20 protein-coding genes are annotated in these 23,649 nt (G+C 65.9%); 7 read left to right on the top strand and 13 right to left on the bottom strand.

Annotated features, from left to right (window positions below):
- Positions 1-135 precede the first annotated feature (135 nt).
- Positions 136-2,568: a TonB-dependent siderophore receptor gene (locus tag JOD97_RS07620; RefSeq protein ID WP_209714821.1), complete on the top strand. Its 2,433-nt coding sequence runs from the start codon at positions 136-138 to the stop codon at positions 2,566-2,568.
- Positions 2,569-2,571: 3 nt separating this feature from the next.
- Here JOD97_RS07620 and JOD97_RS07615 read toward each other — a convergent pair whose 3' ends face one another.
- On the bottom strand, positions 2,572-2,754 hold the full coding sequence (locus tag JOD97_RS07615) for a DUF3606 domain-containing protein (RefSeq protein WP_209714819.1): 183 nt from the start codon (positions 2,752-2,754) through the stop codon (positions 2,572-2,574).
- 274 nt (positions 2,755-3,028) lie between these two features.
- Here JOD97_RS07615 and JOD97_RS07610 point away from each other — a divergent pair, with 274 nt between their 5' ends.
- Positions 3,029-5,167, top strand: a complete 2,139-nt coding sequence (locus tag JOD97_RS07610; protein WP_373999807.1) for a TonB-dependent receptor — start codon at positions 3,029-3,031, stop codon at positions 5,165-5,167.
- A gap of 28 nt (positions 5,168-5,195) precedes the next feature.
- Here the strand turns inward: JOD97_RS07610 and JOD97_RS07605 are convergent, their stop codons facing one another.
- The 8 genes from JOD97_RS07605 to JOD97_RS07570 form a co-directional block, all read right to left on the bottom strand.
- Positions 5,196-5,378 carry a DUF3606 domain-containing protein gene (locus tag JOD97_RS07605; RefSeq protein WP_090314197.1) on the bottom strand — a complete coding sequence of 61 codons (183 nt, stop codon included), beginning with the start codon at positions 5,376-5,378 and terminating at the stop codon, positions 5,196-5,198.
- Positions 5,379-5,516: 138 nt separating this feature from the next.
- Positions 5,517-6,686 (bottom strand): FAD-binding oxidoreductase, encoded by a 1,170-nt coding sequence (locus JOD97_RS07600; RefSeq protein ID WP_209714817.1) that lies wholly within the window; start codon positions 6,684-6,686, stop codon positions 5,517-5,519.
- Positions 6,687-8,063, bottom strand: a complete 1,377-nt coding sequence (locus tag JOD97_RS07595; RefSeq protein WP_209714815.1) for an NAD(P)/FAD-dependent oxidoreductase — start codon at positions 8,061-8,063, stop codon at positions 6,687-6,689. It abuts the gene before it with no gap.
- Positions 8,045-8,353, bottom strand: coding sequence for a (2Fe-2S)-binding protein (locus JOD97_RS07590; protein ID WP_209714813.1), 309 nt, complete (start codon positions 8,351-8,353; stop codon positions 8,045-8,047). Before JOD97_RS07590 ends, JOD97_RS07595 begins: the two co-directional genes overlap by 19 nt.
- The gene (locus tag JOD97_RS07585) at positions 8,350-10,206 is read right to left on the bottom strand and encodes an ABC transporter ATP-binding protein (protein WP_209714812.1); all 1,857 of its coding nucleotides are present in this window, start codon (positions 10,204-10,206) and stop codon (positions 8,350-8,352) included. Before JOD97_RS07585 ends, JOD97_RS07590 begins: the two co-directional genes overlap by 4 nt.
- Positions 10,203-11,075, bottom strand: coding sequence for an ABC transporter permease (locus tag JOD97_RS07580; RefSeq protein WP_209714809.1), 873 nt, complete (start codon positions 11,073-11,075; stop codon positions 10,203-10,205). The genes JOD97_RS07585 and JOD97_RS07580 overlap by 4 nt, the downstream gene beginning before the upstream one ends.
- The gene (locus tag JOD97_RS07575) at positions 11,072-12,028 is read right to left on the bottom strand and encodes an ABC transporter permease (RefSeq protein WP_209714807.1); all 957 of its coding nucleotides are present in this window, start codon (positions 12,026-12,028) and stop codon (positions 11,072-11,074) included. The genes JOD97_RS07580 and JOD97_RS07575 overlap by 4 nt, the downstream gene beginning before the upstream one ends.
- A 9-nt stretch (positions 12,029-12,037) precedes the next feature.
- Complete coding sequence (locus JOD97_RS07570; RefSeq protein ID WP_209714805.1) at positions 12,038-13,312, bottom strand: FAD-binding oxidoreductase; 1,275 nt, start codon at positions 13,310-13,312, stop codon at positions 12,038-12,040.
- 314 nt (positions 13,313-13,626) lie between these two features.
- Between JOD97_RS07570 and JOD97_RS07565 the strand changes: the two genes are divergently transcribed.
- From JOD97_RS07565 to JOD97_RS07550, 4 genes are all read left to right on the top strand, one after another.
- On the top strand, positions 13,627-15,114 hold the full coding sequence (locus tag JOD97_RS07565) for an aldehyde dehydrogenase (protein ID WP_209714803.1): 1,488 nt from the start codon (positions 13,627-13,629) through the stop codon (positions 15,112-15,114).
- A gap of 220 nt (positions 15,115-15,334) precedes the next feature.
- On the top strand, positions 15,335-17,485 hold the full coding sequence (locus tag JOD97_RS07560; RefSeq protein ID WP_209714800.1) for a TonB-dependent siderophore receptor: 2,151 nt from the start codon (positions 15,335-15,337) through the stop codon (positions 17,483-17,485).
- 11 nt (positions 17,486-17,496) lie between these two features.
- On the top strand, positions 17,497-18,255 hold the full coding sequence (locus JOD97_RS07555; RefSeq protein WP_229264219.1) for a DUF4198 domain-containing protein: 759 nt from the start codon (positions 17,497-17,499) through the stop codon (positions 18,253-18,255).
- 13 nt (positions 18,256-18,268) lie between these two features.
- Positions 18,269-18,649, top strand: a complete 381-nt coding sequence (locus JOD97_RS07550) for a hypothetical protein (protein ID WP_209714797.1) — start codon at positions 18,269-18,271, stop codon at positions 18,647-18,649.
- Between the two features lie 95 nt (positions 18,650-18,744).
- Here JOD97_RS07550 and JOD97_RS07545 read toward each other — a convergent pair whose 3' ends face one another.
- Positions 18,745-19,674, bottom strand: a complete 930-nt coding sequence (locus JOD97_RS07545) for a glyoxylate/hydroxypyruvate reductase A (protein ID WP_209714794.1) — start codon at positions 19,672-19,674, stop codon at positions 18,745-18,747.
- Between the two features lie 254 nt (positions 19,675-19,928).
- Between JOD97_RS07545 and JOD97_RS07540 the strand changes: the two genes are divergently transcribed.
- Positions 19,929-20,600: a haloacid dehalogenase type II gene (locus JOD97_RS07540; RefSeq protein WP_209717310.1), complete on the top strand. Its 672-nt coding sequence runs from the start codon at positions 19,929-19,931 to the stop codon at positions 20,598-20,600.
- Between the two features lie 39 nt (positions 20,601-20,639).
- Here JOD97_RS07540 and JOD97_RS07535 read toward each other — a convergent pair whose 3' ends face one another.
- Genes JOD97_RS07535 through JOD97_RS07525 form a run of 3 tightly spaced genes read right to left on the bottom strand, consistent with a single transcriptional unit; the run spans position 20,640 to position 23,499 of the window.
- A complete protein-coding gene (locus JOD97_RS07535; protein WP_209714790.1) occupies positions 20,640-21,230 on the bottom strand; it encodes a transmembrane anchor protein in 591 nt (196 codons plus the stop codon).
- A gap of 14 nt (positions 21,231-21,244) precedes the next feature.
- Positions 21,245-21,937, bottom strand: a complete 693-nt coding sequence (locus JOD97_RS07530) for a HupE/UreJ family protein (RefSeq protein WP_209714787.1) — start codon at positions 21,935-21,937, stop codon at positions 21,245-21,247.
- Entirely contained in the window at positions 21,934-23,499 is a 1,566-nt protein-coding gene (locus tag JOD97_RS07525; protein ID WP_373999806.1) for an ABC transporter substrate-binding protein, read from the bottom strand. The genes JOD97_RS07530 and JOD97_RS07525 overlap by 4 nt, the downstream gene beginning before the upstream one ends.
- Positions 23,500-23,649 lie beyond the last annotated feature (150 nt).

Below are 23,649 nucleotides of genomic sequence, written 5' to 3'. Positions count from 1 at the left end.
CAAACTGCTGCGGCCCGACATCAGAACGACCGTTTATGTCGTCCAGCCCCGCTAAAATGGGATGGATAGCCTCGTTTGCGATGGTGTAATGGTTTGGCTCCCAACCCAGCCAAAACACATCAAGCGAGGAATAATATGTATCAAAAAAATAGCTCGAACGGATACCGCCAGACCGTCATGGCTTGCGCCGTCCAGCTGGCGCTGGCCGCCATGCTGGCGGCGCCGATGGGTAACCTGCACGCGCAGACATCGGCCGCCGCCACCGTCGACAGCAGCGTCGAAACGGTGATCGTCACCGGCACGCGCGGCGCTGGCGCCAAGGCGCGCGACAGCGCGACGCCGATCTCCGTGATCTCCGCCGACGCCTTGCAGCAGACCGGCGCAAGCAACCTGTATGACGCGTTGACGACGGTGGTGCCGTCGTATAACTCGCAATCGGTCGGCGGCGACATCGGCAACATGGTGCGTTCGGTGCAGCTGCGCGGGCTGGGCCCCAACCACGTGCTGGTGCTGGTCAACGGCAAGCGCCGTCACAACACCGCCAGCATCGCCGCCGACGCGGGACCCAACCAGTATTCGTCGCCGGCCGACCTGGACTTGATACCGGTATCGGCGGTCGATCATATCGAGGTGCTGCAGGACGGCGCCGCCGCCCAATACGGCTCCGACGCGATCGCCGGCGTGGTCAACGTCATCCTCAAGAACAGCAGCAGCGGCGGCGAGATCGACGCCTTGATCGGCACTTACGGCGACAGCAAGGTCAATCCCCACCATGAGCACAACGGCCTGACGCGCGACGTCTCGCTGGACCAGGGCTTCAAATTAGGGGGCGGCGGTTACGCGCATTTGTCGGCGCAGGTGCGCGACCACGACTTCACCAACCAGACCGGCGCCGACCTGGTGACCACCTCCGGCTTCGGCACGCCGCTGGTGCCCCGCTCGGCCAGTTCGGAGCCCTATCCGAGCAGGGTGGCCGGCGATCCGCGCAGTCGCTTCGGCACCGTCGCGCTCAACGCCGGGTTGCAACTCGATGGCGGCGCCGAGGTGTATGGCTTCGCCACCGCCGCCCATCGCGAGGCGGAGAGTTGGCAGAACTGGCGCACTCCCACCAAGGCCCCGACTTTTTATCCGCTGGGCTACAGCCCATTGGAGACTACCAACGAAAACGATTATGCCGTCACCGCCGGCATCAAGGGCCGAAGCGACTCGGGCTGGCAGTGGGACCTCAGTTCCACCTATGGCCGCGACGACATCGCCGTTGGCGTCGAGCGCACGGTCAATCGTCCGCTGTTGCGCGACACGGGCTCCTCGCCGACGCGCTTCCACGACGGCCAGTACACGTTCTCGCAATGGACCAACAACGCAGATGTCAGCAAATCGTTGGATATGGGCTGGTCGGCGCCGTTGTTGCTGGCGTTGGGACTGGAAGCGCGCCGCGAATCGTATCGCCTCGGCGCCGGCGACGCGGCGTCGCGCTACGACTTTGGTCCCGACGGATTCGCGGGTTACGCGCTGAACGATGCCGGCACCCATAGCCGCAATAACTACGCGGCCTACGTCGACGTCAGTAACCGTCCCACGCCCGAATGGCAACTGAGCTTCGCCGGACGCCAGGAGCACTACAGTGACTTCGGTAACACCTTCAACGGCAAGCTGACCAGCCGTTACGATTTTTCCCAGGCGCTGGCGTTGCGCGCCACGGTCAGCAACGGCTTCCGCGCGCCGACGCTGCAGGAGGAGTACCACTCGATCGCCAACGTCGGCCCGACGTATGCGGATGTGGTCTTGCCGGCCAATTCGGCCGCCGCGACGCTGGCCGGCGCCAAGCGACTGGCGCCGGAAAAGTCCAGGAACGTCAGCGTCGGCCTGGTGGCGGCACCGGCGCCGCGCCTGCACCTGTCGCTGGACGCCTACCAGATCGAGATTCGCCACCGCATCATCGGTTCGGGCACCCTCAGCGGCGCCGGCGCGGATGCCGCGATCGTCGCGCATGGCAGCGTGCTCGATCCGAGCATCACCGACGCCACCGTCAGCTATCTGACCAACGGCGTCGACACGCGCACGCGCGGGCTCGATGCCTCTGGCGACTACGCGACCGATTTCGGTGATGCCGGCAAGGTGAAATGGACGGCGGGGTGGAACGTCAACAAGAACCGCATCACCAACGTCACGCTGGCGGGGGGACTGAATCCGGCATCGGCATCGCCGATTATCGATGCGACGCCGAAGAACAAGCTGATTCTGAATGCGCGCTACCTGAACGGCGCCTGGAACGGCAACCTGCGCGCGACCCGCTACGGAGTGACGGAATTGACGGTGGCCGATGGCGATACCGGCGGCGCGCCGTATCACACCAACCACATCGATCCGACCGTGATCGTCGACCTGGAAAGCGGCTACGACGTCACCGCCCATCTGACCTTGAGCGCTGGCGCGAAAAACCTGCTGAACCGACATCCGGACAAGGCGATCTCGCAAGGGTACTCGCACGCCTACGTGTATCCGAGCTTTTCACCGTTCGGCATCAACGGCGCCTACTACTACGTCAAGGGAAGCTACACCTTCTAGCTCTTAAGCGGACAAGCGCTTCCTGACTTCGTAGACGTTGCGGCCCACTTCGCGCACCACCTCGAGCAGCTTGGCCGGCGGGACATCGAATTCGTCGGCCCAGTAGCGCACCGCCTGGGTGATATTGGGATTGATGGTGGTCTGGAAGCGGAACTCCGCCTGGCCGGTGGTTGGTTGTGCGTGCATGATGTTATCTAAATAGTACTCAGATCGGTCATGGTCGCAGCGATTCGTCCCCGCCACAGTGCACTAACGCACTTATCGGGCAATCGGACGCCACCCGCTTGACCAAACGGGAAGATTTCCTGATGATGGTAATCATTCTTATTTGCAAGCCACGCGCGTTCCCGCCGCCAGCCAGCACACCACCTGGCACCGTTCAGCGGCGATTTCCTCGGATTTCTTCTTCAACCCGCGCTGGCCGGTACGGGCGGTTCCATGTACCGGAGAGCCCAGCCCTGTGAAATCCCTGAATCCCACGTCGTATCCCAGCGCGCGCCTGCCGCGCGCCATCATCGCCGTCGTCGCCACCTTGGCGGCGGCCCACGTCGCGGCGCAACCGGCCGACGATGCCGCCGTGCCGGCGGTGCTGGTGTCGGCCTCCCGCTCGAATGTCGCTGCCAACCAGGCGCCGCAAGCGGTGGTCATCATCCGGCAGGAGGAGATCGAGCGCCAGATGGCGATATCGGGCAATTCGTCCGATGTCTTGAGCAGCGTGCTGCCTTCGTACACGCCCAGCCGCGGCAAGATGAACGGCTCCGGTGAGACGCTGCGCGGCCGCGCGCCGCTGATACTGGTCGACGGCGTGCCGCAATCGAACCCGATGCGGCCCACCGGGCGCGAGGCGCACACGATCGATTTTTCGATGGTGGAGCGGATCGAGGTGGTGCAGGGCGCGAACGCGATCAATGGACTGGGCGCGACCGGCGGCACCATCAACATCATCACCAAGCGCCCGGAGAAGGGCACGTTCAACCAGTCCATCGACGTGCAGGCGACGCTGCCGACCAGCGGCGCCGGCTCGGATACCGCCAGCTACAAGACGGCGTATCGCCTGAGCGGCCGCGATGACAAACTCGAATACCTGTTCGCGCTCTCTTACGAGGACCAGGGCCTGTACCTGGACGGCAAGGGGCGTTCGATCGGCACGGACAATACCCAGGGCGATCTGATGGACTCGCGCACCTACGATGTGCTGGCGAAGCTGGGCTACTGGATCGACGACGATCAACGCCTGCAGCTTTCGGTCAACCGCTACAAGATCAAATCCAAGGCAGGTTATCTGGCGGTGGCGGGGGATCGCGCGCGCGGTATCCCCACCACCTCCATCGAGGGCGCGCCACCCGGCATCGCGCCGTGGAACGACGTGTGGACCTCGAGCCTGAGCTACCGCCACGCCAATCTGGCGGGAATGGAGCTGTCGGCGATGGTGTTCAACCAGGAGTTCGAAGGCCTGTTCGGCGCCGACATCTCGGCGACCTTCCAGGACCCGCTGATCGCCCCCGCCGGCACGCTGTACGATCAATCGCGCTCGGTCGCCTCCAAGTACGGCAGCAAGGTCGGCCTGAGCCGCGACGATCTTCTGAACGGCCGCCTCAAGCTGACGGTGGGCTTCGACACGCTGTTCGACAAGGGCAAGCAGGACCTGTATCTGACCGGCCGCACCTACGTGCCGGAATCCGAATACCGCAACCTGTCGCTGTTCCTGCAGGGTGAATACAAACTGCTCGACACGCTGACCATGCACGCCGGCGTGCGCAGGGAAAAGGCCGACCTGAAGATCGACACCTATCGCACCCTTGCGCAGTACCGGCGCGTGCTGGTACAAGGCGGCACCATCGATTTCAACGAGACCTTGATGAACGCGGGGCTGGTGTGGAACCCGGTCAAGGATGTCTCGCTGTTCACCAGCTATTCAGAGGGCTTCGGCATGCCGGATATCGGCCGCGTGCTTCGGTCCATCAATACCGTTGGCCAAAGCGTTGCCAATATGCGCGAGCTGCAGCCCATCCTGACCAGGAGCGTGGAAGTGGGTGGCCGCTATCACAGCGGCGCATGGGATCTGGACGCGAGCCTGTTCCGCTCCGATTCGGATTTCGGCACGCGCGTGGTGCCGATCAACGGCGCCTTCATGATGGCGCGCGAAAAGACGCGCATCGAGGGTGTGGATCTGAGCCTGGGGCATCGCTTCACCAAGGCGCAGCGCGGCAAACTGTCCTACGCCTATACCAAGGGCCGCTACGACAGCGACGAAAACGGTTCGCTGGATGCCAGGCTCGATGGCCTGAACGTGGCGCCCAATCGCGTCATCGCCGGCTGGACTTCGGAATGGAACGACAAGCTGACGACGTTCGTGCAGGCGCAGCACGCGTTCGGGCAGTCGTTCGACGATCCGGCCAAGGAGTTCGGCGGCTACACGCTGGTCGATGCGAGCGCCAACTACAAGCTCGGTAAAAACGGCGAATTGCGCGTGTCGATGGCCAATCTGTTCGACCGCGACTACATCACCTACTACTCGCAAAGCGCGCTGGTGGAGCCGAAACGCTACTTCGCAGGCCGTGGCCGCACCGTGAGCCTCGGCTACGCGCTGCGTTTCTGACAGGCCTTTTAGCGGCCTGTCGCCGTTCTTACGTCGACAGGCGCTTGCGCACTTCGAGCAGGTTGCGGCCAACTTCGCGCACCACTTCGAGCAGCTTCGATGGCGGCACGTCGAATTCGCTGGCCCAATAGCGCACGGCCTGCGTCAGGTTGGGATTGATCGTATGCTGGCAGCGGAAATCCGCTTCATTGGCGTTTTGATATGCTTGCATGATGTCTCATTTACTAGTAGTGCGACGTTGTTCAAATGGCACCGATTGCGTTGTCCTACATTGCTCTAACGCATGAGGTATCGGTTCGGATGACAAACGGCGCAAAAAATATTTGAGAAATCCGTGCTTGTCTTCCCGCTAAGTTTGCGTCGTGGCGTGCGCGGTCGGCGTGTGTGCCGGAGCGGCGTAGCGCGCGATGCTGAACGGCGCGATCGGCGTGTCGGTGGCGCCGGTGGCGATCAATTCGGCCATCGTTTCTCCCACTCCGGGGCCGATCTGGAAGCCGGCGCCGCAGAAGCCGAAGGCGTAGTGCAGTCCGGGAGTCGTCGCGCTTGGGCCCATCACCGGCAGGTCGTCCGGCATGTAGCCTTCCACGCCACTCCATACGCGGATGATATTCAGTTTCGTCACCACCGGCGCCAGGCGCGCCATCTGCTTGAACTGCGTCAGCGTGTGCTCGGGCAGCACCGGCGCGGTGCGCGGCTCGGTGGTGGAGTTCGAGCGCCCGCAGCCGCCCATGACGATATTGCCACGTTTGACCTGACGGAAGTACAGCGTCTCCTCCAACGTGGTGGCGGCGACGCCGATCGACGGCCCGACGATATAGGGCATGGGCTCCGTCACCGCCATCTGCGGCCCGCGCACCACCAGCGGCACCGGTTCGTCGAACCGGGCGGCCATCTTCGCGCCCCAGGCGCCGCTGGAGACCAGCATCACCGGCGCGGTGAACTCGCGGCCGTCGGCGCACACGGCGCGAAAATCCACGCCATCCTTCGATAGCGACGTGACCTCGGTATTCTCGTGGATATGCGCCCCGGCGCGCGCCGCCGCGCGCCCGAACGCCGGTGCGGCCAGACGGGGATTGGCGTGGCCGTCCTCCGCCGACAGCGAGCCGGCGATCACCTCGTTGCCGAGGAAGGGATAGCGGCTGCGCATCGCGGCGGTCGACAGCAGCTCCAGATTCAGGCCGTATTCGCGCGCCTCGCGGGCGTAGACCTCCATGCGGTCGGCGCCTTCCTGGCCGTAGGCGCAGCGCAGGTGCCCGGCGCGCACCAGTTCCGCGTCCTCGCCCAGCAGCTCGGGAAGGCGCAGCCATATCTTGTGCGCGCGGTTCGACAGCGGCAGCTGCGACAGGAAACGTCCCTGGCGGCGCACGTTGCCGAAATTGACACCGCTGGCCTGCTGGCCGACCAGCCAGCGCTCCAGCAGAATGACGGAGACGCCGCGCTGGCGCAGGAAGAAGGCGGTGGAGGCGCCCATGATGCCGCCGCCGATGATCAGCACGTCGGCCTGTGTTGGATTGCTCATTTAGGTCTGCTCCTCGCGGGTACGGAAGGACAATGGTTTGACCGGCGCCTGGCCGCGCAGCCGTCCGACCTGCTCCAGCGGCACGCCGGCGGCGTGGGCGATGATTTCGGCGCCGGCGTTGGCGCAGTAGCGTCCCTGGCAGCGCCCCATGCCCACGCGGCTGAAGGCCTTGGCGCGGTTGGCTTCCTGCGCGCCCATGTCGTTGACGACGCGGCGCAACTCGCCGGCGGTGATGCATTCGCAGCGGCAGACGATGGTGTCGTCGGGCAGGGCGGCGGCTTGCGCGGCGGGCCAGGGGAAGGCCTGCGCCAAGCCCCGGCGGAATGACTCCATCTTGACTTGTTCGCGTCCCAGCGTGGCGACGCGGCCGGCGTCGGCGGCGAGGCCAAGATCGGCCAGCGCCGACAGCGCGGCAAGGCGGCCGGCGTTTTCCGCGCCCTCGGCGCCGAGGATGCGGGCGCCGTCGCCGGCCAGGTAGACGTTGGCCACCGAGCTGCGGCCCTCCATGCTCACCTGCGGGAACCATTGGCGCGTCTCGTCGTCGTAGCGGAAGGCGCAGCCGGCCAGATCGGCCAGTTGGGTTTCCGGACGCAGATGGTAGCCCAGCGCGACGGCGTCGCACGCCAGCGTATGCGTCTGCCCGGAGGCGTCGCGATAGGACAGCTTGTCCACGCCTTCCTCGGCGCCGCCGCCGATGGCGACCGGTGTGATCCCCGATAGCACCGGTACGCCGGCCTTGCGCAAGGCGGCGATGTACGACAGGCCTTGCCGCAGCAATTTCGGACGCGCCAGCAGTTTGGGCAGCGCGGCGATCTGGTGGCGCAGGCGCGACGTATCCAGCACGGCGGCGATGTTGGCGCCGGCCTTCAGGTACTGCGTCGCCACCAGGTAAAGCAGCGGGCCGCTGCCGAGGAACACCACGCGGCCGCCGATCGAACACGCTTGCGACTTGAGGGCGATCTGCGACGCGCCCAGACTGAACACGCCGGACAACTCCCATCCCGGCACCGGCATCAGGCGGTCGGTGGCGCCGGAGCAGACCACCAGGGCCGCGTAGGGCAGCTTTTCGGTACGGTGGTTGCTGACCACGTGCAGGTGGCCTTCCGAGATATTCCAGGCCAGCGTTTCCGGCCGGTAGTCGATCTTGCCGCGCAGGGCGTCGAAGCTTTGATGCACGGCGGCGGCGCGTGCCGCCTCGCCGCCGTACAGCGATTCGTAGCTGCGCGTGAAGTGCTCCGGCTGGCGGCGGTATATCTGGCCGCCATCGCGCCGACCTTCGTCGATGACGACGGGACGCAGGCCGGCGGCGACCAGTTCCTCGGCCGCGCGCACGCCGGCGGGGCCGGCGCCGATGACGATTACGCCTGGTTCAGCCATGCCGCCTCCGTGTTGCGTGTGACGATGCGCAGGCCGTCGCGCACCTCGGTCGAGCAGGCGCGCAGCCGGTCGCCCTGTTCGGTCCATACCCAGCAATCCTGGCAGGCGCCCATCAGGCAAAAGCCGGCGCGGCGGCCGTCGTCGAATTCGGAAGCGCGCAGGCTGCGGGCGACGCTCATGATGGCGACCAGCAGCGTGTCGCCGTGCAGCGCCTGCGCGGGCTGGCCGTCGATGTAAAAGTGCACCGGCGCGCGGGTGGTTTCCGCCAGCCGGACGAAGCGTGGATTCATGCGACTTCCTCAAAACGTTGTAGGGGCGCTTGCAGCGGGATCAGCGCGGCGGGCGTGTGGTGACAGAGAATTTCGCCGCCATTGGGCAGTTGCTGGCGTGGCGGCGGCAGGCGGTTGCACAGGCCGTCGACGCGCACGCCGCAGCGCGGCAGGAAACCACACAAGCCGGCGTCCGAGGCTTGTGGGGCTGGCGCCAACGCGGGCGGATGGGCGGTGGCGCGCGCGCAGACGGTGTCGAGCCAGCCCATTTTCAGCTTGGGCACCGACGATACCAGCAAATGCGTATAGGGGTGGAAGGGGGCGTCGCCCATGGCCGCGCGCGGCCGCGATTCGACCTTCTGGCCGGCGTACAGCACCACGATCTCGTCGCAGATGGCGCGCACGGTGTTGATGTCGTGGCTGATGAACATGTACGACACCTTCAGTTCGCGCCGCAGTTCCGCCATCAGGTCGAGGATGGCGGCGGCCACCACGGTGTCGAGCGCGGACGTGATTTCGTCGCACAGGATCAAGTCCGGTCCCGCCGCCAGCGCGCGCGCCAGGTTGATGCGCTGTTTCTGGCCGCCCGACAGTTCGCCCGGCAGGCGGTCGGCGATGGAGGCCGGCAGCTTGACCAGATCGAGCAGCTGCAGCACGCGCTTGCGGCGCGCGTCGCCGCGCAGGTGCAGGTAAAAACTCAGCGGCCGTGCCAGGATGGCGCCGATGCTGTGGGCCGGGTTGAGCGCCGTGTCGGCGTTCTGGAACACGAACTGCACCCGCTGGTGCTGCTCGCGCGTCCTGCCATGGCTGCCGTCGGGCAGCGGCGCGTCGTCCAGCAGCACCTGCCCGCGCGCGCTGGGCACCATGCCGGCCACCACCCGCGCCAGCGTGGTCTTGCCGGAGCCGGATTCGCCGATGACGCCCACCGTGGCGCCGCGCTCGATGGTCAGGTCGATGTCGGTCAGGATGCGCTTGGCGGGCAGGCCGTCGCGGCCGATCGCGCCGTAGCCGGCGTACAGGCCGCGTATCCGCAGCAGCGGCACCGGCATGCGCAGCGGCGCCGGCGCGGCGATTGCGATATCGCGCTCCGCCGGTTCGGCGGCGGCCAGCAGGCAGCGGGTGTAATCGTGGGCCGGCGCCCCCAGCACCTGCGCGGTCTCGCCGTTCTCGCGGATCTCGCCGTCGCGCAGCACGACGATGCGGTCGGCCATCTGCGCCACCACCGCCAGGTCGTGCGACACATACACGGCCGTGGTGCCGAGCTGGCGCACCACGTTGCGGAAGGCGCGCAGCACTTCGATCTGCGTCGTCACGTCCAGCGCGGTGGTCGGCTCGTCGAGGATCACCAGCGCCGGGTCGGTGATGAAGGCCATCGCCGCCATCACGCGCTGCAGCTGGCCGCCCGACACCTGGTGCGGATAGCGCGCGCCGATATGCTCCGGGTCCGGCAGCGCCAGGGCGCGGAACAGTTCGACCGCCTTGGCTTCGGCCCTGGCGCGGCTCAGCGTGTGGTGGATGGCGGCGCTTTCGACCACCTGGTCCATCAAGGTGCGCGACGGGTTGAACGACGACGCCGCGCTTTGCGCGATGTAGGCGACGGTGCGCCCGCGCAGGCCGGACAAGCCGGCGTCGTCGAGTTCCAGTACTTGCTGCTCGCCGATGCGCACGCTGCCGCCGGCGATGCGGCAGCCGCTGCGCGCATAACCCATCAGCGACAGCGCGATGGTGGTCTTGCCGGAACCGGATTCGCCGATCAGCGCCAGCACCTCGCCTTCGTTGATCGCGAAATCGACGCCTTTGACGATGGGGAATTCGGTGCCGGCGTCGTTGCGGGCGACCACGCGCAGGCCTTCCACTTGTACCAATGGTTTCATCGGGCGTCCTTCCGTTTGCCGCGCAGGTTATCGATCAGCAGGTTGACGCCGATGGTCAGGCTGGCGATGGCCAGCGCGGGCATCAGCACCGCCGGCGCGCCTTCACTGAGGCCGCCGATGTTCTCGCGCACCAGCGAGCCCCAGTCGGCGTCCGGCGGCTGCACGCCGAGGCTCAGGAACGAGAGGCCCGACAATAGCAGCACGGTGAACACGAAGCGCAGGCCGAAGTCGGCCAGCACCGGACGGATCATGTTGGGCAGGATCTCGACGCAGCCGATGTAGGCCATGCCCTCGCCGCGCGCCTTGGCCGCCTCCACGAAGTCGAGCGCCTGCACGTTGACCGCCAGCGCGCGGGCGATGCGGTAGGCGCCCGGCATGAAGCCCAGGGCGGCGGTGATGATCAGCAGCGGCACCGAGGAGCCGAACGACGCCACCATCATCAGCGCGAACATTTTGCTGGGGATCGAGATCAGCGCGTCCAGCGCGCGGCTCAGGGAGGCGTCGAACCAGCCGCCGGCGACCGCCGCGTAAAGACCGAGCAGCGTGCCCGTGGCGCTGGCCAGCACGGTCGCCGCCAGCGCCAGCGCCACCGTGTAGCGGGCGCCGTAGAGGATGCGGCTCAACATGTCGCGGCCCAGGTAGTCGGTGCCAAGCGGGAATTGCCAGCTGATGGAGCCGAAGACGTCGGCGTCGACGATGGCCGAGGCGTCGTGCGGCGACAGCGACGGGCCGGCCAGCGTGACGATCAGCCAGAAGACCACGATGGCCAGGCCGAGCAAGGCGGCCGGCGACATGGTCGACCAGGCACCGGCCAGCGCACCGGTCAACGCACGTAACGGAGGGAAGGAGGCAAGGGGGGAGCTGCTCATAGATTGCGTAACCTCGGGTTGGACAGGATGGCGCAGATATCGGCCAGCATCACCAGCAGCAGGTAGGCGCCGCAGAAGATCATCGCGCAGGCCTGCACCAGCGGAATGTCGCGGGTGGTGACGGCGTCGATCATCAGGTTGGCGATGCCGGGGTAGTTGAAAATGCTTTCGACGATCAGCACGCCGCCGAGCAGGTACGACAGGCTCAGTGCCACCGCGTTGGCGATCGGGCCGATGGCGTTCGGCAGCGCGTGCTTCAACACGATGCGCACGGGACGCGCGCCCTTGAGCCGCGCCATTTCGACGTATGGGGAGCGTAGCTGGTCGACGACGGCGGCGCGCGTCATGCGGGCCATCTGCGCGACGATCACGCAGCACAGCGTGAAGACCGGCATCGCGTAGGCCCGCAGGAACTGGCCCAGCGTCTGGATGTCCGCCGTGTGCGACAGCGCCGACAGCCAGCGCAGCTTGACCGCGAACAGCAGCACCGCCAGCGTGGCGATCAGGAATTCCGGCACCGACACCAGCGACACCGCCAGCATGTTCATGCCGCGGTCGAAGCGCGATCCGCGGAACATCGCCGACAGTATGCCCAGCGACAGCGCCAGTGGCACCGAGACGGCCGCCGTGGCGCCGGCCAGCACCAGGGAACTGGGGAGGCGGTCGCCGATCAGCGCGGAAATCGCCTGGCCGTTGACCAGCGACACGCCGGCGTCGCCTTTCAGCATCTGGACCAGCCAGTGCGCGTAGCGTTGCGGCGCCGGCTGATCGAGGCCGAACTGCACGCGCAGCGCGGCCACCGCTTCCGGCGTCGCCGCCTGTCCCAGCGACTCCTGCGCGGCGTCGCCAGGCAGCAGGTTGGTGATGCCGAAGACGACGATCGAGACGATCAGCAAGGTGAGGGCGCCGATGCCGAGACGGCCGAGAACGAGCTTGCCTATGGTGGAGTTCATCGTCGCGCCTCAGTGCAGGATGTCTTGTAGTTTGTACCAGGCGCCGACCACCGGCAGGAACCACGGCTTGCCGGAGTAGCCGGGGATCGCCGGCCAATCCAGATCGCGCCACGGGTTGCTGTCCCTTTTGCCGGCCATGATGTCGGCCATCTGGCTGCCCATGTGCACCGACATCTGCACGCCATGGCCGCTGTAGCCCAGCGAATAGAACATGCCTTCGTGCTCGCCCGCGCGCGGCAGGCGGTCGGCCGTCATGTCCACCAGTCCTCCCCAGCAGTAGTCGATGCCGGTGCCGGCCAGCTGCGGGAACAGGCGCACCATGGTGTCGGCCAGTATGCGGCCGCTCTTGGTGTCCGACTTCGGGTTCGAGAGCGCGAAGCGCGCGCGCCCGCCGAACAGCAGGCGGTTGTCGGGTGTGAGGCGGAAGTAGTTGCCGATGTTTTTGGTGGTGACGTAGTTGCGGCGGGTCGGCGTGATCTCGTTGATCAGCGTGGGCGCCAGTGGCGCGGTGGCGATGATGAAGCTGCCCACCGATACCAGACGGCGGCGGAAGTAGCCGAAGGGGCCCAGGCTGGAATTGCCGGTGGCGAGCAACACCTGCGCGGCATCGATGTCGCCGCGCGCGGACTTGAGCCGGAAGCCGCCGGCGGTGCGCTCGATGGCCTGGACCGCCGCGTTCTCGTAGACGCGGGCGCCGGCGCGCACCGCGGCCTGTCCCAGGCCGACGCCGAATTTACCCATGTGCATCTGGGCGCCCTGGCGCTGCAGCAGGCCGCCGTAAAAGCCGCTGGAGCCGATTTCGTCGCTCAAGCGCTCCGGCGGCACCAGCTCGACGTTCGGATCGACGCTGGCGCGCAGGCGCTCGTGGACCCGCACCAGCTTTTCGTAGTGTTCCGGCTTGGCCGCCAGTTTGAGTTTGCCGCAGCGCTGGAAGTCGCAGTCGATGGCTTCGGCCGCGATGATCCGTTCGACCGTGGCGACGGCGGCGTCGTAGGCTTCCCAGTAGGCACGGGCGCGCGCCTCGCCAAGGCGGTTCGACAGGTCGGCGTAGTCGTGCGCCAGGCCGGTATTGCATTGGCCGCCGTTGCGTCCCGACGCCTCGCCGGCGATGCGGCCCGCTTCGAGCAAGACCACCGACGCGCCACGCTTGGCCAGCTCCAGCGCCGCCGACAGCCCGGTAAAGCCGCCGCCGACGACGACAACGTCCGCCCGCGGAGGGACAGGTCCGTTGGCCGCGCCGAGAAAGCGCGGCGCCGTGTCGAGCCAGTACGATTCAAGCTTCATGCATCTATCCTTGGTTGGACGTTTTGTTAAAACCATTACACCATAGCCACGGCTGCGCAATATCCTGAATTGTCGCGCCGGGGAGACAGAATGCGCGGTTTTGCCGGCCGTCGGCAGCACAGATTGCTGCGCCTCGCGCCCACCCGCGCCGGTGGCGCCGCACCTTTCCGCGCCGGGCGGCAGGAACGACGGCTGCGCTGGAAACTACACAAGCTTGCACCATCCACGGCCGCCCCGGCGGCATTAAATGCTGCGCTCCCGCGCTTAGCATGAGGTATGCAGTTTTTATTCCACTTATCAAAAGGATACGCCTTATGCATAGCTTCAATCCGGACCTGGTGAAGGTCCGCAGTTCCCACTTCATCGGCGGCGTTCACGTGGCAGGCCAGGGCACGGCGCTCGATCTCGACGTGCGGCGTCCGTCCGACAACCGTGTCTATGCCGGCCTGCCGGTCGCCGATGCGGAGCTGGTGGACATGGCCGTGCAAAATGCGTGGCAAGCTTTCAAAAAGAGTAACTGGGCGCGCCAGGCGCCACGCGAGCGCGCGCGCATCATGCGGCGCTGGGCCGACTTGATCGAGGCAGATGTGGCGCAACTGGCCGCGCTGGAGGCGGTGGGCTCGACCCGGCCGATCGCCAACGCGGTGGCCTGGGATATTCCGTTCACCGCCGAGGGCCTGCGATTTTTCGCGGAGTTCGCCGACAAGGTGGGCGGCGACGTGGCGGCCACGCGCAGCGACGCGCTGGGCATGACCATCGCCGAGCCGTACGGCGTGATCGGCGCCATCGCGCCCTGGAACTTCCCGCTGGTGATGGCCTCCTGGAAGATAGGGCCGGCGCTGGCCGCCGGTAACGCGGTGGTGCTCAAACCGTCCGAGTTGACGCCGTTTTCGGCGATCCGCCTGGCGGAGCTGGCGATCGCCGCCGGCATGCCGCCGGGGATATTTAACGTGATCCAGGGCGACGGCCGCACCACCGGTGATGCGCTGGTGCGTCATCCACGCATCTCCAAAGTGACATTTACTGGTTCCACCCGTACCGGCTCGGCTATCATGGCTGCATGCGCGGAGAGCGGCACCAAGCCGGTGACCCTGGAGCTGGGCGGTAAAAGTCCGCAACTGGTGTTCGCCGACGCGCCGGATCTGGAGCGGGTGGCGAAGATGGTGGCGGGCGCGATCGCCGGCAACGCCGGGCAGGTGTGCGTGGCCGGGTCGCGCCTGATCGTGCAGCGCGGCGTCGCCGGGCAGCTGGTGGAGGGCATCGCGGCGGCGTTCAAGGCGCTGCGGCCGGGCCACACGTGGAGCGGCGATACCACGCTGTCGCCCATTATCAGTCGCAAGGACGCGCTGCGCATCGACGGCGTGGTGCGGCGCGCGGTGGAGGCGGGGGCCAGCATCGCGGCCGGCGGCGCGCTGGCGGCGGTCGAGGGCGATGGCGGCTACTATCAGCCGACGATACTAACCGGGGTCGAAGCGGATATGGAGGCGGTGCGCGACGAGATCTTCGGACCGGTGATGACGGTGCAGGTGTTCGACGACGACGACGAGGCGCTGGCGCTGGGCGATCATCCGGCCTACGGGCTGGCGGCCGGCGTGCATACCGCCGATATCGGCCGCGCGCTGCGTTGCGCGCGCGAGCTCGAAGCGGGCACCGTGTGGATCAACCGCTACGGCCGCAGCGACGACTACGTGCTGCCGACGGGAGGCTTCAAACGCTCCGGCATGGGCAAGGATCTGGGTCGCCAGTCGTATGAGGCGAACCTGCGCTACAAGACCGTGCTGGTGGATTTCGTGCGCCAATAACGGGCATGCGGCCGCGCCGCTTTGGCGCATCGCGGCGCGCGCGGCACCGTGCCGGTGCGGGCGGCTTCAGATCGGCAAGCTGTGCTGATTGCGGACGGAAAAACAAGTATTTCTGTTTTGTGACAAGGTGATTACAGGATAAACCGGTGGGGTGCACATGTTGTAATCGAATTCAGTAGACGCATCAACAAGTACATCCACACCTCACCAGGAGTTCGTCATGTATCCCACTCGTCACTGTACCTTGGCCCTGTTCCTGGCCGCGACTTATCCTTTGTGCTCCCTGGCGGCGGACGCCGATCCCGGCGTCGTCGACGCGGTGGCGGAGGGCGCGTCGCAGGTCGAATCCCCGGCCGCAAAGGAGGTCGTGGTGGTGAGCGGCTCGCGCCAGAACTACCGCGCGCTGTCGGCGACCGGCGCGACCAAGACCGACACGCTGCTCAAGGACCTGCCGCAAAGCGTGCGCGTACTGACCGCCGATCTGCTGCGCGACGTCGGCGTGACCAGTTTGGCCAGCGCGCTCGATCTGACCAGCGGCATCTCGCGCCAGAGTAACCTGGGCGGCCTGTGGGACAGCTACGCGATGCGCGGCTTCACCGGCGATCCCAATTTCGGCTCCGACTATCTGGTCAACGGCTTCAGCTCCAGCCGTGGCTACAACGGCCTGCGCGACTCGGCCAGCACCGCCAGTGTGGAAGTGCTCAAGGGCCCGGCGTCGGCGCTGTACGGGCGCGGCGAACCCGGGGGCACCGTCAACATCACCACCAAGAAGCCGCGCTTCGAGCCTTCGTATGAACTGGATGTTTCGGTCGGCAGCCACGAGACCTATCGGACGGCGCTCGACCTGACCGGTCCGATCAGCGAGAACCTGGCCTACCGCTTGAACGGCGCCTACGAGAAGGGCGACAGCTTCCGCGATACCGTGGAAACCGAGCGCTCCTTCCTGTCGCCGTCGTTCATCTGGCTGATCGGCGACCACACCCGCGTGTCGTACGAGGTCGAAGCCAGCGAGCAGCGCGTGCCGTTCGACCGGGGCGTGCTGGCGGTCGGCGGCGTGCTGGGACTGATCCCGAATTCGCGCTTCCTGGGCGAGCCGGCGGACGGACCGACCGTGGTCAAATCGCTGGGCCACCAAGTCTTCGTCGAACACGAGTTCAATGAGCGTTGGAAGCTGCAATCGGGCGTCTCGTATCGGGACAGCGAACTGAAAGGCGCATCGAGCGAGGCCAGCGCGCTGCAGGCCGATGGCCGCACGGTGCGCCGCCAGCACCGCAGCCGCGACTACCACGCCATCGACGCCTCGGGCCGCGTCGAGGTGGTTGGCAAGTTCGATACCGGGCCGGTGACGAACAATGTGCTGGTGGGCGTCGACGCCTATAAATTCAACGACCGCCGCATCCAGTTGCGCCGCAATCCGAGCGCCGCTTTCCCTTACGCGATCGACATCTACAATCCCGTCTATGGCGGCGTCTCCGACGTGATGACGATGTCGATCAACACCAAGGAAGAACAGCGCGCGCATGCCGTCTATGCGCAGGATCAGATCGACCTGACCGCCCAATGGAAGGCGTTGCTTGGCGTGCGTTGGGATAGCTACGACCAGACGGTGACGAACTTCCGCAACGGCGCGTCCAACAAGCAGTCGCTGAGCGCCACCAGCCCGCGCGCCGGCCTGGTTTATCAGCCGATGTCGGTGCTGTCGTTGTATGCGACCTTCTCGAAAGGCTTTCGTCCGAACAGCGGCATCAGCATCGACAACCAGGCTTTCGCGCCCGAGGAAAGCAAGTCCTATGAAGTCGGCTCGAAGCTGGAGTCTGCCGACGGCAAGCTGACAGGGACGCTGGCGGTCTACAAAATCACCAAACAGAACGTGTTGACCACCAATCCGGCGAACACCGATTTCTCGATCTCCGCCGGTGAGGTGGGTAGCAAGGGCGTCGAGCTGGATCTGTCGGGCGAGGTCGCGCGCAACCTGCGCCTGTCGGCGGCCTACGCGTACACCGACGCCACCGTCACCAAGGGCGACAACACCATCCGCACCGGCAGCCGCTTCCCGAATGTGCCCAGGCAGAGCGCCACCGTGGTGCTGACGCGGGCATTCGCTGTCGCCGGCGGCATGGCGACCATCGGCGGCGGTGTCAATTATGTGGGCGAACGCCTGGGCGACGTGGCTGTCTCCAGCAATTTCAAGCTGCCGGCCTACACCACGGCCAAGCTGATCTCCTCCTGGTCGCCGACCAAGAAGCTGCGCATCTCGCTGAATGTCGACAACCTGTTCGACAAACAGTATTACGCCAGTTCGTACAGCCAGCTGTGGGTGTCGCCGGGCACCGACCGCACCGCGACCTTGAATCTGCACTACAAATTCTGAAGAGGAGCATCATGGACATGATGACATTGAAAAAAAAGGCCTGCGCGGTTTGCGCAATCGCTTTGTTCGCCGGCGCTGCCGGCGTGGTGCCGGCACAGGCGCATGGTATCTGGTTCGCGCAGCGTGCCACGCAGCTGGCCTTCCTGTACGGCATTGGGGCGGATGACCTGGATTCGTTAAAGCGGCTGCCGCAAGTGACCAGCGTCGGAGGATATGACGCCGACGGCAAGCCGGTGGAGACGTCGCTGCAGCCCGATGGGCGCCTGGTGCTGGTCAATCTCGACAATCAGCCGGCGATCGTCGCGGCGGTGCTCGACAACGGCACGTGGACCAAGACGCCCGATGGCGTTTTCCACAAGAAGGGCAAGGACGAGATTCCGAAGTACATCATCAGCGAGCATACCTACAAGTACGCCGTCCATCTGCGCAAGCCGTTGAGCAAACCACTTGGTCCCTTGCCGAATCAGATCCTGCAGGTCGTTCCGGTGGAGGCGGCGCTGCCGGCGACGCTGGGAGCGCCGATCAAGCTTCGCGTGCTGTTCAACGGCAAGCCGGTGGCCGGAGCACAGGTGTTGCAAGACATGGTCAACGATCCCGACGCGGAGCCGGTGCTGTCCGGCGCTGATGGTACCGTCACCATCAAGGTGCGGAATCAGGGCCTGAATGTGATCGCCGCGATTTATCGCGGGCCGTCCGAGCAGCCGGCCAAGTTTGACAGCAGCGAGCATTTGGCCACGTTGTCGTTCGTGCTCGCGCATAAACCTGAATGAACTGGAGGACGGGATGATGAAAAAAATTCTTGGAGCGGTGACGCTGGCGGCGGCCGCGCTGACCAGCGGCCACGCCTTCGCGCACGGGGCGCCGGTGGCGAACCACGGGGGCATCGTGCAGGCCGTCGGCGAAACCTGGCTCGAGCTGGTGGTGAAGGGCGATCAGGTCGAATTGTATTTGCAGGACGACGGCGATGACATGCCAAGCGCCGAGGTGACGGGCAAGGTTACCTTGGTGACGGAGGCTGGCCGCAAGGAGTTCGCGCTCAAGCCGGCCGGTGGCAACAAGCTGGAAGCGAAGGCGCCCGGCGTCGCCAAAGTCGGCAAGGTTCTGGCGCTGCTGACGATGGCGGACAAGAAGACGCGCGTGAGCACGACTTTCGACATCAAATAAGGCCCGTCGCAGACGTTTTTCCCAGTCGGGTTGGCGGGCCAGGCCCGCCGACCCGTCCCGGGGTCTTCGACCAAGCGGCCAGCCTGGCCGAAAGACTAGTATCCCCGCCGGCGGTCGACGACGTCGTGCAGCGGTTGTCCCGACATGTGGCGGCGCAGGTTGGCCAGCAGCACCGGGGCCGCCGTATCCGGCTGAGTCATGCTGGCGATGTGGGGCGTGATCAGCACGCGCCGATGGCGCCACAGCGCGTGATCGTCCGGTAGCGGCTCCGGGTCCGTCACGTCGAGGATGGCACGCGATAAATGACCGGAGTCCAGCGCCGACAACAGCGCGTCATGGTCCAGGTGCGCGCCGCGCGCGACGTTGACCAGCGCGGCCCCGCGCGGCAGCAGGGACATCAGCCTTGCGCCGAGGATGCCGCGTGTGGCGTCGGTCAACGGCAGCAGGCAAACCAGCACGTCGCATTGCGCCAAAAACCGCGGCAGCGACTCGTCGCCCGCGAAGCACTCCACGCCCGGCAGCGTTTTGCGCGAGCGGTTCCAGCCCGCGCGGCGAAAGCCGAAGACGCCGAGCCGTTCCAGCACCGCCTGCCCCAGCACGCCCAATCCCATCACGCCGACCGTGCGCGCCGACGCCGGTATCACCGGGATGGGCCGCCATTGGGCACGCGACTGCATGTCGGCGTAGTCGAGCAGATTGCGGTGCAAGGCCAGCACCGACATCGTCGTGTATTCGATCATGCCGTTGACGATGCCCGGTTCGACCATGCGCACGACCGTCACGTTTGCCGGCACGGCGTCGAAATCGATATGATCGATGCCGGCGCCGGATGCGAAGAGCACCTTCAGGTTCGGCAACGACGCCAGGAACTCGGCGCCGGCATGCCAGGAGACGAGATACTCGACATCGTTCAAATCACCGGTATTGTCGGGCCATGTGCGGAAGTCGATTTCCGGCGCGTACGCGGCGAAAAAGCGCGCCCATACCTGTGTGCGGGCCGCGTCCGATCGGTACAATACACTCATGACTATGCTCTCGTTGGTGGGTCACGGGCCGCATGCGGCCCCGCGAAACCTGCGTTATGGTGCCTACAGTATAAAGGGCGCCGGCGGTATTAGCTGCGGTTGTCGCAGCCGCGGCGCGGCAAATCGTGCTGATTCGGCGCCCATAAAAGCCGTTTTGCCGCGCCGGCGGGGGCATAGTCGGCACCTCTGACGGCGCCAGGTTGGATATCATGGATCCGTCGCGATATCAGACCATCATCAACGAAAGGGCAACCATGGGCATCATCTTCAGACCGAAATACATCAGCTTCGATTGCTACGGCACCTTGATCTACTTCCAGATGTCACCGATGGCGCGCAAGTTGTTCGCCGACCGTATCGGCGCCGACGACATGGAGCGGTTCTGCAAGGATTTCTCGGCCTTCCGTTACGACGAAGTGCTGGGCGACTGGAAACCATACTACGAGGTGGTCTACAACGCGCTGCTGCGCACGGCCAACCGCTGGAAGGTGCCGTTCCGGGAGTCCGACGTGGCCGAGATCTACGCCGCCGTTCCCACCTGGGGCCCGCACCCCGACGTGACCGAGGGCCTGGCCAGGATCGCCGACAAGATCCCGCTGGTGATCCTGTCGAACGCCATGGACGCACAGCTGGTGCACAACGTGAAGAACCTGGGCGTGCCGTTCCATCGCGTCTACAGCGCGCAGCAGGCCAAGGCCTACAAGCCGCGCCTGACGGCGTTCGAGTACATGATCGGTCAGCTGGACGCGAAGCCGGAAGACTTCCTGCACGTGTCGTCGTCGATGCGCTACGACCTGATGTCGGCCAACGACATCGGCATCAAGGACAAGGCCTTCGTCAATCGCGGCCACGAGCCGGGCACGCCGTTCTACAACTACCAGGAAATCAGCGAGATCGGCGGCCTGGCCGGCCTGGTCGGCTTGTAACGGCCTTCGAAGCGGCGCGTCGGGCGCCGCTTCGTCTTGTCAGGAGGGCCGGTACAACTTCTGATGGAAGCCGGTCACCTTGACGGTGATGGTGACCGCGCGCTCTCCCTTGTTGCGCCAGAACCAGCCATGGATGCCGTCGAAGCCGGCGGTGAAGCCGCCCTGGGCGCCGGTCTGGCGCGGCTCCTTCCAGTACGTCGTGAATTCGTTCGGCTTGGCGTTTTCCGGTTCGCCGTGCATGTCCGCCTTGACCGGCGCGCCGTCGGTGCTCCAGCTGAAGACAAAATATTCGCCCTTGCGCATCAGGGCTTTGACTTCCGCTCCCTGGCCCGGCTCCAGTGTCACCCGCATTTCGTCGGAGCGCATGGGAAGCGCGCTGCGCGTCACCTGCGAGGCGGCGGGGGAGGCCGGACCGACGCCCGCCGGCGGCGCCGTTCCGGCGGCCTTGGCCGCGCCACCATTGAGTTTTGCCAGTCCCAGCAGCCTGCCGGCACCCAGCGGGTCGATGCCGAATTCCGCCGGCAGCACCGCCACCGCCAGTATCAGCGCGGCGGCGCCGATGGCGACGGCGGTGGCCTTGCCCAATTGGGTCAGCGTCGGCAATGGGTCGGTCTGGTGGTTTTGACGCATGGTGGTTTCCTCGTTCATGTGGTTGCATAACCGGCTAGTTGATATCCCATCAGTACCAGGCCCGCGACCATCAACGCGGTATTGGCGGCGAAGGACTGCCTCCTGAAGGCCGCGCCGCGCCGCCAGAAGCCCATCGCGATCAGAATGGCGCCGAGCGCGAGCATCTGGCCGATCTCGACGCCGACATTGAAAGCCAGGATATTGGGCACCAGGCCATCCTTCGACAGCGCCAGTTCCTGCAGCTTGCTCGCCAGCCCGAAGCCGTGGAACAGACCGAAGATCAGAACGGCCGCCTTGGTGTTGGGTTGGAAGCCCAGGACCCTTTCCAGCGCGCCCATGTTGTCGAGCGCCTTGTAGAGCACCGAGAAACCGATGATGGTGTCGACCAGGTAGGGATTGACGTGCGTCCCGCTCAGTACCCCCGACAGCAGCGTCACACTGTGGCCGACCGCGAACAGCGTCACGTACGCGCCGACATCCCTGAGGCGGTACAGGAAGAAGATCACGCCCACCAGGAACAGCAGATGGTCATAGCCGGTGACCATGTGCTTGGCGCCCAGATAGATAAACGGCAGCAGATGCACGCCGCTGCTTTGTTCGAAGTAGGCCTTGTCGTCGTCGGCGACGCCGTGCGCCATGCCGTCGCCGACGGCCGTCACCAGCGCCGCAAGCAGCAGCGCGCGTGCCAGATTCCGGTTCACGCTCATGCCTCCAGCCAGACCTGCTCGGCGCAGGTGTAGCCCATGAAGGACCCCAGCGGATGCGAGGCGGCGCCCCCCACCTTGCTGCTGAACGCCTCCAGATTGTTGATGAACAGCGGGATGCCGATGCCGCACTTCTGGTGCACCAGCACCTGCATATCGGCATAAAACTGTTTGCGTTTGTCCTCGTCGGTTTCGGCGCGCGCCAGCAGTAGCAACTGGTCGAATTGTTCGTTCCGCCATCCCGATTCGTTCCACGGCGCGTCCGACTTGAAAAACTGCGTGAACAGCATGTCGGCGCTCGGACGCGGGTTGATGTTCCCGAAGCCCATCGGTGACTTCATCCAATGGTTGGACCAGTAGCCGTCCGCGGAGATGCGTTTGACCGCCAGTTTCAGGCCCGCCTTGATGGCCGACTGCTGCATCAGCATCGCCATGTCGACCGAACCGGCGGCGGCCACCGAGGCGACCAGCGGCAAGGTCTGGCCCACCGCGCCGGCGCGCGCCAGGTGGTAGCGGGCGCGGTCCGGATCATAGGGGCGCTGGGGCAGGCCGGCGAAGTGGAAGCGGTTGCTCGGCGCCAGCGGCTGATCGTTGCCGATGACGGCGTAGCCGCGGAAGGCGGCGCGCTTCATCTGTTCACGGTCGATCAGGTACTTCATGCCGAGCGTGAAATCGGGATGCCGGCCAAAGCCGAGGTTCTGGCGGATCACCAGGTCGGTGTACAAGCCGGACTGGCTTTCCAAGACCACGAAGCCAGGTTCGCCGCTGATACGCTTGGTCGAACGCGGATTGACTTCGTTGACCCAATCGACGTCGCCCGACAGCAGCGCGTTGATGCGCGCCGATTCGTCCGGTATGCCGAACAGCGCCACTTCGTCGAGGTGGGGCAGGCCCGGCCTCCAGTAATTTTCGTTGCGCACGCCGATGGTGCGCACGCCCGGCGTGAACTCCTTGCAGCGGAAGGCGCCGGTGCCGTTGGCGGTGTTGAAGCTGGTGGTGCCGTCCCGGATGATCACGAAGTGCGACGTCGCCAGGATCACCGGCAAGTCGGCATTGGCGCCGGTCAGCGTGATCTCCACCACCAGCGGACCGACCGCGCGCACCGACGCGAACTGTTGCGCCAGGCCGCGCACCTTCGAGCCGATGGCCGCGTCGCCGTGGCGCTTGAGCGAGTAGACCACGTCGGCGGCGGTCAGCGCTTTGCCGTCATGGAAGACGACGCCCTTGCGCAGACGGACGGTCCACGTGATCGCGTCGTCGGTGGCCATTTCCTCGGCCAGTGCCATCTGCGGCGCCAGGTGGGCGTCGAGCGTGGTCAGGCCGCTGAAGAACATGTGCGCGCGCAGGTAGTCGGTCGACAGCGCGCCGCGCGCCGGATCGAGCGTGTCGGCGGTGGAGCTGGACTGGGTGGCGATCGTCAGTTGGCCGCCTTTGCGCGGTGCCGGCGCCGCCGCCGCAAGCCCGGGCGCCGACAGCAGCGCGCCGCCGGCGGCAAGACGGCGCAGCATGTCGCGCCGGGACAGCGTGTCGACCTGGTCACGCGGCGGAAGAAGCGTTGATTTCATCGATGCGCCTTTGTACTTAGTCATGGATATCATTACATCACAATAACGCCGCTCGATTGTCGCGTTTCGCGCGGCCGCCGGCGCACAACCGGCGGTTTTCGCCGTGTGGATCAGCATAGATTGCCGGCCGTGGAAAATGCCGCCGCGGGG

The organism is Duganella sp. 1411 (assembly GCF_017833525.1).
In the GTDB taxonomy this organism is placed as follows: domain Bacteria; phylum Pseudomonadota; class Gammaproteobacteria; order Burkholderiales; family Burkholderiaceae_D; genus Rugamonas.
This window is presented reverse-complemented; position numbering and strand designations above follow the sequence as displayed.

Bases quoted from the DNA above. Each gene is read 5' to 3' on its own strand.
- JOD97_RS07560 (WP_209714800.1), top strand. From the start codon at position 15,335: ATGTATCCCACTCGTCACTGTACCTTGGCCCTGTTCCTGGCCGCGACT.
- JOD97_RS07615 (WP_209714819.1), bottom strand. From the start codon at position 2,754: ATGCACGCACAACCAACCACCGGCCAGGCGGAGTTCCGCTTCCAGACC.
- JOD97_RS07585 (WP_209714812.1), bottom strand. From the start codon at position 10,206: ATGAAACCATTGGTACAAGTGGAAGGCCTGCGCGTGGTCGCCCGCAAC.
- JOD97_RS07570 (WP_209714805.1), bottom strand. From the start codon at position 13,312: ATGAAGCTTGAATCGTACTGGCTCGACACGGCGCCGCGCTTTCTCGGC.
- JOD97_RS07555 (WP_229264219.1), top strand. From the start codon at position 17,497: ATGGACATGATGACATTGAAAAAAAAGGCCTGCGCGGTTTGCGCAATC.
- JOD97_RS07535 (WP_209714790.1), bottom strand. From the start codon at position 21,230: ATGCGTCAAAACCACCAGACCGACCCATTGCCGACGCTGACCCAATTG.
- JOD97_RS07525 (WP_373999806.1), bottom strand. From the start codon at position 23,499: ATGAAATCAACGCTTCTTCCGCCGCGTGACCAGGTCGACACGCTGTCC.
- JOD97_RS07595 (WP_209714815.1), bottom strand. From the start codon at position 8,063: ATGGCTGAACCAGGCGTAATCGTCATCGGCGCCGGCCCCGCCGGCGTG.
- JOD97_RS07590 (WP_209714813.1), bottom strand. From the start codon at position 8,353: ATGAATCCACGCTTCGTCCGGCTGGCGGAAACCACCCGCGCGCCGGTG.
- JOD97_RS07620 (WP_209714821.1), top strand. From the start codon at position 136: ATGTATCAAAAAAATAGCTCGAACGGATACCGCCAGACCGTCATGGCT.
- JOD97_RS07545 (WP_209714794.1), bottom strand. From the start codon at position 19,674: ATGAGTGTATTGTACCGATCGGACGCGGCCCGCACACAGGTATGGGCG.
- JOD97_RS07550 (WP_209714797.1), top strand. From the start codon at position 18,269: ATGATGAAAAAAATTCTTGGAGCGGTGACGCTGGCGGCGGCCGCGCTG.
- JOD97_RS07580 (WP_209714809.1), bottom strand. From the start codon at position 11,075: ATGAGCAGCTCCCCCCTTGCCTCCTTCCCTCCGTTACGTGCGTTGACC.
- JOD97_RS07600 (WP_209714817.1), bottom strand. From the start codon at position 6,686: ATGAGCAATCCAACACAGGCCGACGTGCTGATCATCGGCGGCGGCATC.
- JOD97_RS07605 (WP_090314197.1), bottom strand. From the start codon at position 5,378: ATGCAAGCATATCAAAACGCCAATGAAGCGGATTTCCGCTGCCAGCAT.
- JOD97_RS07540 (WP_209717310.1), top strand. From the start codon at position 19,929: ATGGGCATCATCTTCAGACCGAAATACATCAGCTTCGATTGCTACGGC.
- JOD97_RS07575 (WP_209714807.1), bottom strand. From the start codon at position 12,028: ATGAACTCCACCATAGGCAAGCTCGTTCTCGGCCGTCTCGGCATCGGC.
- JOD97_RS07530 (WP_209714787.1), bottom strand. From the start codon at position 21,937: ATGAGCGTGAACCGGAATCTGGCACGCGCGCTGCTGCTTGCGGCGCTG.
- JOD97_RS07565 (WP_209714803.1), top strand. From the start codon at position 13,627: ATGCATAGCTTCAATCCGGACCTGGTGAAGGTCCGCAGTTCCCACTTC.